This is a genomic window from Shewanella septentrionalis (genome assembly GCF_025370265.1).
Lineage (GTDB): Bacteria > Pseudomonadota > Gammaproteobacteria > Enterobacterales > Shewanellaceae > Shewanella > Shewanella hafniensis.
Window position 1 is genome coordinate 1 of the sequence record NZ_JAMTCC010000072.1, and the last position, 9,469, is coordinate 9,469.

8 protein-coding genes are annotated in these 9,469 nt (G+C 46.3%); 3 read left to right on the forward strand and 5 right to left on the reverse strand.

The window, feature by feature from the left end; all coding sequences use genetic code 11:
* The first annotated feature begins 652 nt into the window (after positions 1-652).
* On the forward strand, positions 653-1,516 hold the full coding sequence (locus NE536_RS21960; protein WP_261274013.1) for a Tim44 domain-containing protein: 864 nt from the start codon (positions 653-655) through the stop codon (positions 1,514-1,516).
* Positions 1,517-1,754: 238 nt separating this feature from the next.
* On the opposite strand, the gene NE536_RS21965 is transcribed toward NE536_RS21960, so the two are convergent.
* Entirely contained in the window at positions 1,755-3,119 is a 1,365-nt protein-coding gene (locus NE536_RS21965; RefSeq protein ID WP_261274014.1) for a sodium-dependent transporter, read from the reverse strand.
* A gap of 368 nt (positions 3,120-3,487) precedes the next feature.
* A complete protein-coding gene (locus NE536_RS21970) occupies positions 3,488-3,988 on the reverse strand; it encodes an Lrp/AsnC family transcriptional regulator (protein WP_006083449.1) in 501 nt (166 codons plus the stop codon).
* 192 nt (positions 3,989-4,180) lie between these two features.
* Here NE536_RS21970 and NE536_RS21975 point away from each other — a divergent pair, with 192 nt between their 5' ends.
* Positions 4,181-4,906, forward strand: coding sequence for a substrate-binding periplasmic protein (locus NE536_RS21975; protein ID WP_012588746.1), 726 nt, complete (start codon positions 4,181-4,183; stop codon positions 4,904-4,906).
* Between the two features lie 53 nt (positions 4,907-4,959).
* Here NE536_RS21975 and NE536_RS21980 read toward each other — a convergent pair whose 3' ends face one another.
* From NE536_RS21980 to NE536_RS21990, 3 genes are all read right to left on the reverse strand, one after another.
* Complete coding sequence (locus tag NE536_RS21980) at positions 4,960-5,742, reverse strand: phosphatase PAP2 family protein (RefSeq protein WP_261274016.1); 783 nt, start codon at positions 5,740-5,742, stop codon at positions 4,960-4,962.
* A 122-nt stretch (positions 5,743-5,864) separates the two neighbouring features.
* Positions 5,865-7,343 (reverse strand): cell envelope integrity protein CreD, encoded by a 1,479-nt coding sequence (gene creD, locus NE536_RS21985; RefSeq protein ID WP_259527743.1) that lies wholly within the window; start codon positions 7,341-7,343, stop codon positions 5,865-5,867.
* Positions 7,344-7,550: 207 nt separating this feature from the next.
* Complete coding sequence (locus NE536_RS21990) at positions 7,551-8,057, reverse strand: hypothetical protein (RefSeq protein ID WP_259483694.1); 507 nt, start codon at positions 8,055-8,057, stop codon at positions 7,551-7,553.
* 245 nt (positions 8,058-8,302) lie between these two features.
* Here NE536_RS21990 and NE536_RS21995 point away from each other — a divergent pair.
* Positions 8,303-9,469: winged helix-turn-helix domain-containing protein (locus NE536_RS21995; protein ID WP_261274015.1), on the forward strand; the 1,167-nt coding region annotated here is incomplete at its 3' end.

Here is a 9,469-nt window from a genome sequence, read left to right on the forward strand (position 1 = left end):
GCTAATAATTAACCAACCAACAAGTTGCTAAGACACTTGATTTGATGATGAGACAGTCAGACTGATCTACTGAAAACCTTAGTCGGGCATAGGCTCATAATGAAGCCGCAAGGATGATAAGGACAGTAGAAGCAGATATCCATCAGGGCCAGAGGAATCCCTCAATAACAGGCCGGATATATGGGTGCAATGAACTCTTCTCAAAATCGCTATCGAATGTCTTGCAAACCGGATGGGTCCATATATGTCCGGCTAGCTTTCGGACTCTTTATTTAAAGTAGAGGGAATGTACCATCGGAAGCGATAGCAATTTGTCCACAAGACCAAGGCCAGTATCTAATGCATGCAACTTCGCTAGGGGCGGCAAGGGAGATCCAAGAGGGAATTGCTGTTGATCCCCTCTTGGTCGGGTGTGGGTTGAAGACCCACGACTTTGACTTAGCTAAAAAAACTAATTAACGAGCTGAGCATAGTTAAATTTACAGAGTACATTTTTGTAAGAGGAGGGCCGATTCCTGTAGGGAATGACAGTGCTTAATCGGAACTCACTAAATATGCACAAGACAATCAGCTCCCGCTTTTCATAGTTGACATATAATGTCATCCCGCTATGATGCCGATACCACAGGTTATACAAACAAAGATCTTATAAATGAAAAAGTTATTAATTATGTTTGCGATGATTTTTGCGGTTAGCTTGGTTGCTAGTCCAGTCGCAGAAGCGAAAAAGTTCGGCGGTAGTAAATCTATTGGCAAGAGTCACCAAACGGCTCCGGCTCAACCAGCGGCGACCAACACACCTACTACGGCACCAGCGGGAGCGCCGGGCAAGAAAGGTATGATGGGCGGCATGTTAGGCGGTTTATTAGCAGGTGGCTTATTGGCGGCGCTGTTTATGGGCGGTGGTTTTGAAAATATTCAAATCATGGATATTTTGATAATCGGTTTGCTGGCATTCGTAATATTCAAAATCGTCCGTACTGTGATGGCCTCAAAAACGGGGGCGCAGCAAAGACCAGCCTACGCGGGAGCTGGCCAACCCAATCCGAATATGCAGCGCCAACAGACTGAACAAACAGGTTTTGCCACCAATGCAAACAGCGGCAGCAATGGTTTTGGCCAAGCGACAAGCGCAGTTCCCTTCGATTTGCCTGCCGGCTTTGATTTACCCAGCTTTTTGGAAGGTGCTCGTAGTCACTACAAAACCTTGCAATTGGCGTGGAATGAAAACGACTTAAGCAAAATCCAAGAGTATGTTTCTATAGATCTTTACAATGAACTCAGCAACCAACGTCGCGAGTTAGTTGGCGATCAGCACACTGAAGTGATGTTTTTGGATGCAGAACTTGTCCGCGCCACACACAATGCAAATCTTGCGGAAGTGAGTGTTAAATTTAGCGGCCGCTATCGCGATACCGTTGAAGGCGTAGAAGAGGACATTAAGGAAATCTGGCATTTAGAGCGTAACGTAACGCAAGCCAATTCACCTTGGTTGATCGTTGGTATCGAACAGTAATCTGCCCGTCTTCAAAAGCAGCCTTAATCCCTTAAGGCTGCTGTTTATATCCCCCTTTCGTTCAAATCCTGCCTCCCTTAGCAGTTCAACGTTATTGATAGATTGAAGGATACGGCTGTCATCGCATTCACTATTGGCGGCAGCAAGCCCTTGATGATTATTTAAAAAAGTTAATTAGATCATCAATTGCTAAATAAAAAATCCCCGCACTCAGCGGGGATTTTTGCTTTTTAAAGGGTTACACAAATTGCCTGATGGCGATCGCGATGATCAGGACTGGGCACACATACTTCACGTACCTTGGCCAAATGCGCCAGAAGAGTCCTGTGGTATTAACACCATCTTGTCCACGAATCGCCTTGAGTAACTGTGTTTGGCGCCAAATCCAACCTAAGTAAATCGCGATACCGAGGGCGACCAGCGGCTGGGCGATTTGGGTGGTGAGCATGATAGTGAAGCTAAATAACGTCTCAAAAAATACCGCCAGTAATAGGGATAATGAGGTCAGTAATAGGCCGATGATCAAGGTGGCGCGCGGGCGGCTGAGTCCGAATTTCTGCATCACATAGCTAGTCGGGACTTCGGCGATGGAAATGGCAGAAGTCAGGCCGGCGATGATCAGCAGAATAAAAAACACCACGCTAATGATAAGGTTCGCCGTATCTCCTAAGGTGGAAAATAACGCGGGTAAAACAGTAAACACCAGCGCATCTGAGTCGAGTAGTTTGCCTTCGGCGTTAAAAATCTGCACGCCATTGTGCTGGGCCACATACATGGCTGGGATGATTAAAAAGGCGGCGAGAAAGGCGATGCCGCTATCGGTAAAGGCAACCCAGACGGTCAGTTTGGCAATATTCTCTTTCTGGCTCAAATAGCTGCCATAAACCATCATGGCACCTGTGCCTATGGTGAGGGAGAAGAAGGTTTGTCCGAGCGCGCTGATCAAGGTATCGGGCGCCAGTGCCTTGGCAAAGTTAGGCGTTAATAGTGCGGTAATGCCTTCGCTCGCGCCATTAAGGGTGAAAATATACGCCACGCCCGCGATCAGCATGATCAACAATAACGGCATCAAGCGTTTCGACCATTTTTCTATGCCTTCTTGTACGCCTTGCAGCAATACCAGAAACACGAGTGTGCTGAAGATCAGCGTGAACACCAGATTGCGCGACAGCGAGAAATCCACTAACCAAGCGGCGGTATCGTTCGAGCCTAAAGCTGTGGCAATCGGGGCGATGGCGTAGCTGATAAACCAGCCAGAAAGAATGCTGTAGAAGGTATAGATTAATCCCGCGGTGACGATGGAAATCAAGCCTATCGCCTTGCCTAAACTGCGAGTTAGGGTGTTGAAGCCGAGTTTGCCCATGGCATCGGCGGGATTGGTCTGTCCGTGGCGACCTATCATGAGTTCGGCCATTAACATGGGAATGCCTAGGATGAAAATCAGTACCAGGTAAACCAGTAAAAAGGCACCGCCGCCATGGGTTGCTGCTTGGGTGGGGAATCCCCAAATGTTACCTACACCAACGGCGCTACCGGCTGCCGCCATGATAAAACCTAAGCGTGAGCTGAAGTGGTTAGTTGAACTTGTATTGGCCGATTGCATTGTGCCTCCCGTAAAAAGAAGGCGTATCTTAGGCGGATAAATAAGAAGTTCAACGCAATTTTAGTGCGTTAAAGTGATGTTAATGAGCAATTTATATTCCTATTTTGCTGATAATTTGGTGCTGTGTTTCGCTTACAGGCTTTGTGCGAGACTATATTGCGAGTAGCGATGACTCGCGACCTCACTTTAGCGAATAATTGCGATGATAAAAATGCAATGAATTGTGATCTTATGGTCAAAAAATACCGTATGGCAGAAGCTTAGTGGGTATTTTGATGCTATGACTTTACTTGAACCACGATTGTGACTGGATAAGTCTGAGTCATGTCGCAGCACTTTGTGTTTGAACGCCGTATCTTTTACATAGCCTATGGTTGAATGGTGATATGGCTTAAGGGAATGGCAGTGTGGTCCTTGACCTTTTTCAACACAAAGCTGGAATGCACACCTGCGATATGCACATTCGTCGTGAGTTTATCTAACAGGAAAGTGCGAAAGTGCGCCATATCTTGCACTAATACCTTAAGTTGGTAGTCGGCTTCTGAACCTGTGATCAGCGCGCATTCTTGGACTTCTTCGTAGGCTAGTACATTGGCTTCAAATTGATTGAGGATTGCTGGCGTGTGTTTTTCCATCCGCACATGTATATACGCAGTCAAATGCAGGTTGAACTTATCCGCCGACAGACGCGTTGCATAATCGGCAATATAACCCGCTTCTTCTAAGGCTTTAACACGGCGCGAGCAAGGGGACGGCGACAGGCCGACTTTATTGGCCAGTTCGAGGTTGGACAATCTGCCGTGGGTTTGCAGTAAACGCAAAATGGTTAAATCGAGTTGATCGAGTTTGTATGGGTGAGTTTCTGTCATCGAAAGCTTAGGGTTAGCTGGGTCTGCCCCTAGTTTGCCAGTCTTAGCCAAGTTTGCCAAAAATCTTGAGTCAATCGGGATTTAAAAGTTGGGAGAGTGATCACCCTTACTGACAGTGGGTGAGGGGCGCGCTGTCTGGATCTCCCACCATTTACCGCTATAGTTATAATACTAATAAGAGTGAGACACTGTATGCGCTTGAGTTTGCTGTTAATCTGCCTATTAATCTTACCGACGTATGCATTTCCTGCCTCGATAACCATTGGTAGTGCGTTAAATCGCCCACCCTATATTATCGAAGATGCCGAATCGGGACTTGAGATTGATATTATTAAGGCCGCCTTTAAGGAAATGGGCCAGTCAGTTAACTTTAAATTTTACTCTCGTAAGCGCCAAGTCTTATATTTCAACAAAGACAGATTAGATGCCGTGATGACCATGAACCCTGCAAATGGCGTCGATGGCTATTGGTCCAATGATTATGTCGACTATACCAATGTGGCAATTAGCTTGGCTGCGCAACATCTTGAAATAAAAAGTATTGCCGATCTTAAAAACTACAGTATTGCGGCCTTTGAGAATGCCCGACTATTGCTCGGCGCTGAATTTAATGCCGTAGCGCAACAGACGATTTATCGCGAAGTTGATACTCAATTAAGCCAGAATCGTATGTTGTACTTAGGTCGGATTAATACCGTGATTGCCGACCGTTATATCTTCACTCAATTGAATCGGTTTGTTGAGCCCAATATCGACACCCAGCAAGCATTGAGCTATCACTTTATTTTCCCGCCGACATCCTATCGCATGGTATTCCACAACTCAGTGGCGCGGGATACTTTTAATCAAGGGCTGGCAAAAATTAAGGCCAATGGGATTTATCAGACCTTAGTGGTCAAATACTTAGGCAGTGCTTAGCAAGGCCTAAGTATTTGAGCGAAAGGCTGAATCGAGATGATCAACTACAGAGGTTAGCGTTCAGGCTCGTTCACGAGCGCTTGCGTGAGAGGACGTATTTTACTGACTAAGAACACGCTCAAGCTGCTGATGAAGGCGGCTAAAAAGGTCGAAAACAACACATCTTGTGGCCAGTGCATCCCTAACAGCATGCGGCTCAATCCCATCAAAAATCCCCAACCCAATAATACCAATGCAACGCTAGGTAAGCCTGCTAGCAGCAGATAGTAACTGGCGGTGAGCACCAGCGTCACAGCAAAAATGGTATGCCCAGAAGGGAATGAGTAGCCGATTTCATTTTCCCAATGCTGGTGAATGCGCGAGTCGAGCTTCATCTCAGGCTCCGTCACTTTTAAGCCATCGAGCGCAGTGGATATTGTCTTGGAGCGCCCCTGTTTATCTAATTGATAAAAGGCATCGAGTGAAAGCTGCTCGTTCGTAGGCAGTGCTTGCTTAGCCAAAAAGACCAGATTAGGTCTGGGCTCTTTAAAATAGGATTTGAGCGTATGGCTCACACTTAAGCTGATGACTTGGCTGAGGCTAATGGCTAAAAACAAACTCATAAAGAGGGCTTTAGGCATAAGACGATAGGCGATAGCGAGCACAAACAACACAGTGGCCACGCCATAAGGCGCCGTGCCCGTCATGGTAATCCAATATAAGGTTCGGGCTAAGTGAGAGTGCAGATCGATCAGTGGGAACAGCTGATTCTGGGTCAGTAACAGTAAGCCAGGAATGCTTGCCAGCAATAACCAAGCAAAGCCTAAACGGCGGAAAAGATAGGCGCTATGGGTCAAAATATAAGCCTCTTGATAAACGCCATAGGCTACAACGCGGCAATGGCTTTGCCAATAAAAAAATCCCGACAGCAAAAAGTGGCGCTGTCGGGGGTCTTCAAGGGTGGATCGGTTGGGCGCTGTTACGCCGTGTTCTTGGGTTGATGCCTTGTGACAAACATCAAAATCAGTAGGACAACTAACAGTAATCCTGTGCCCATCAGCAGGGCGTAATCTTCCAGTTGCAGTATCGAGTAAAGCACGGCATATAAACTCACCAGCATAATGCCTACTATCGCACCGCGCTTGATGCTTGCAGTAGCACTGCCCACGTAGGCGGATACCGACAACACGGGAATACAGGCGGCAATTAAATAGGCATGCAAGAAGGCTAAATGCTCAGACAGCGACAGCAGTAGCAAATAGAACAAGGCCATGGCGCTGCCGACTAACACATATTGAATCGTGCTGAGGCTGGTTTTTTGCCCAAGCTCAAAAATGAACAACATGATAAAAGTCAGTACGATAAACAGCAGGCCGTATTTCACTGAGCGTTCAATCTTGCCATAGTGAGTCACAGGTTCGAATAAAATCGCATTGGCCGATACTTCGGTCAGGCTCGATTGATTACTCTTAATGAACTCCTGAGGATAGTTACGGGTTAAGTGACTGATATTCCAGCTTGCCGTAAAGCCCTGCGCGTTAATATCACGCTCTGCGGGCAACAATCCCTTAAAGCTGGGGTGTGGCCAATCCGCATGAATATTGAGCAGGGTTTGCTCACCCAGTGGCAGGGCGCTGATGGACTGCGAGCCGCGCAGTGTCATCGCAAAGTCCACACTAAAGTCACTCGCTTCACCGACTTGTACACCTTGGTTGAAGCCTTTTTCTAAGCCGCCAGTGGTGCCTAAACCTGTACCCGACATCAGCGAGCCTGACAGCGTGACCGCATCACCCGTTAATTCAAGTTTATCCACTTTATCAATGGCTTGATTTGATGAGACACCAAAGGCGAGACGCGCATTTTTATTGTCAAAGGCAATGAGGTTGGGGATTTCATAATGACTTAAACTGAAATCTGCTTTGCCTTGCAAAGTGGCGTTATAAACTAAGGATTGATAAATGCCGCGGGTACGGAAATCATGCTTAAGATCTAAATCTAGCTTGAGTTTTTTTGGCAGTATGACCAATTCATCTTGATAGGTACGCTTTACTTGATGGCGATTTTTGCCATCGGCGCTGACTTCTTCCTGCATCACAAAATAGCTATAGGGAATGACAAGCACAGGTCCTGAGAGCGTTTGCTGCTCGCCCCATGAACGGCCAATTTCATCGACAACACTGTGGTACAGGGCTTCGCGATCTGAGGTCATGTCCATGATGATCCCTAATGGGATCAAAGCTAAGATCGACAGTATGCCTATGGTTAACGCTTTCAATAGAGTCGTGTTTTTAGCGAGTGACGTCCCTTTACTGTGTGAGGACAGTGCCTGTGGCGATTCCATGTCTATTCCTTGATTTTGATTGAATTTTTTAAGGAGTGCGCGCACCACTAAATAGGCCGCGCCACCAAATAAGGCCAAACTAAGTAGGGTGAGTACCCAGAAAATAATACTGAACATTGGATTTCATTCCCTATGAAATACAGTACTGAACCTTAAGTTTTTATGCCATGTTTCGCCAAGAAGGCTAAGCATTAACGGCAAGTATTAAAACAGATTTCCCCACAAGAGTTGCGGGCAAGTTGCTGATCAATAGTGGCAAAATTATGGCAGTGGCTGTTAATTAAAATATTAAGCGATACATGAGTTACTCAAAAGCATTGCGCTTTAGCCAAACTCTGGGTGTTTTGCCTCATAGTCGTCTTCTTTTCGAATATGCTTAAGCAGTGCTTCGAAGCTTTGCTTAAAGACGTCAAGTTCGGCGGAATAGACTACGGCATGGTGGGAAAACCAGTGCTGTTTTTCCCGCTCACGGTTACTGTAATCGGGCCAAATACGCAGCTCATACTCATCACCTATGACGACAATGACATAGGCGATGGCGCCATTGCTAAAGATGATGCATTGGGGCAGGTACACCAGCTCTTCACCTTTAAATAACTCATACCAGATTGCTTCGGTGCGCCAACTCACTATCGGTAGTGGCGCTTTGATAGAGCAACCAATGGACTGATGTTGATTGAACAATACGGCGTTAATGTGATCCATTGAAAAGGGCTGGTGATCGCCATTTTTAGCGGCAAGTGAATACAAAATATTCATTAAAAATGGCAGCTTAGTGCCATTGCCCGTTTTGCGGCCGCAGAGTTGTGCTTGGCGATAGTAGAGATTCATCATCAATCCTTAATGAGATGTCAGTGCGCAGTTGGCGCTACCTTGAGCCGTGTAACTCACAAGACTGTAAAGCGATAGCCGTTAAGTTATAAATGGCTTATGTTATCCGAACAGCGCGCTGCATGAGCTGGTTTGCGGTGTATTTTAGGGGCTCATTTGAAAGATACAAACTACATCAGCATTTTTTAGAATCTTAGTTTTGTCTGTTGGGCTTAGTGTTTGCAGGTTTTACCTTAGGAAACGAGATGTCTAATCCCTTTTCACCCCGCGAATGGCTGCAATTAACGATGCAGCAGCAAGGATTATTGCAGCCACAGACTTCGGTGGCTGAGACTATCTCGCGCCTCAGTTATGTGCAAATCGACTCGATTAATGTGGTTGAACGGGCGCATCACCATGTATTACATAGCCGTATGCCTGGATACCAGCCGAAGATGCTCGATTCGGCTTTGGCTAAAGGTGAGATTTTTGAATATTGGTTCCATGCGGCGGCTTATTTACCGATTGCCGATTACCGGTTTAGTTTGCAACGTAAACAACAGTTGCAAAATGGCGGTAAGCATTGGTTTGAACCCGATGATAAAGTGATGCAGGAAGTGCGGGCGAGAATCCTTGCAGAAGGGCCGCTCAAGGCCAGTGATTTTGAACACAGTGAAGGTAAAAATGGTGCCTGGTGGGATTGGAAACCTGCGAAAAAAGCCCTAGAGCAGCTCTTTATGCGTGGTGAGTTGATGGTAGGGCGGCGGGAAAAATTCCAGAAGGTTTACGATCTCACTGCGCGGGTGTTACCACAAGGTATTAATACCGAAGCACCAACAGAGGCTGAGTTTATCCGTTATCTGATTGATCGTTATCTCTATGCCCATGCCTTTGGCACAGCGGCGCAAATTGCCTATCTACGTAAAGGATTAAAATCAGCGGTTGCCCAAGAGCTGGCAGAGATGCACTCACAGGGGTTATTAGCCAGTTTTAAGGTTGCAGGCCAAAGTTACTTCTATCACTCTGCATTACAGCTCAATGCGCCATTACCTAATAAAGTGTGGCTGCTTAATCCCTTCGATAATTTATTAATCCAACGGCAACGACTAAAGCAATGGTTTGATTTTGATTATCAAATTGAAGTCTATGTGCCCGCTGAAAAGCGTCGGTATGGTTATTATTCTTTAGCGATTCTGTGGCGCGACACTTTTGTTGGCCGTGTGGATGTGAAAGCCGATCGCCAAACGGGCATATTGCTATTACAGCAATTGACCTTAGAAGAGGGCGTGATGGTGAATGGCTTAGATGAGGATTTCTGTGCTGCATTTGACATCGCCATCAAGGAATACGCCCGCTTTAACAGTTGCGATCGCTGGAAGTTAGTTAAAGCAAATCATAAAGGCCTGAAGCAAAAATATGCACGGCAACAAAAG

Excerpts from the sequence above, each read along its gene's own strand:
- NE536_RS21960 (WP_261274013.1), top strand. The coding sequence starts at position 653 with ATGAAAAAGTTATTAATTATGTTTGCGATGATTTTTGCGGTTAGCTTG.
- NE536_RS21965 (WP_261274014.1), bottom strand. The coding sequence starts at position 3,119 with ATGCAATCGGCCAATACAAGTTCAACTAACCACTTCAGCTCACGCTTA.
- NE536_RS21970 (WP_006083449.1), bottom strand. The coding sequence starts at position 3,988 with ATGACAGAAACTCACCCATACAAACTCGATCAACTCGATTTAACCATT.
- NE536_RS21975 (WP_012588746.1), top strand. The coding sequence starts at position 4,181 with ATGCGCTTGAGTTTGCTGTTAATCTGCCTATTAATCTTACCGACGTAT.
- creD (WP_259527743.1), bottom strand. The coding sequence starts at position 7,343 with ATGTTCAGTATTATTTTCTGGGTACTCACCCTACTTAGTTTGGCCTTA.
- NE536_RS21990 (WP_259483694.1), bottom strand. The coding sequence starts at position 8,057 with ATGAATCTCTACTATCGCCAAGCACAACTCTGCGGCCGCAAAACGGGC.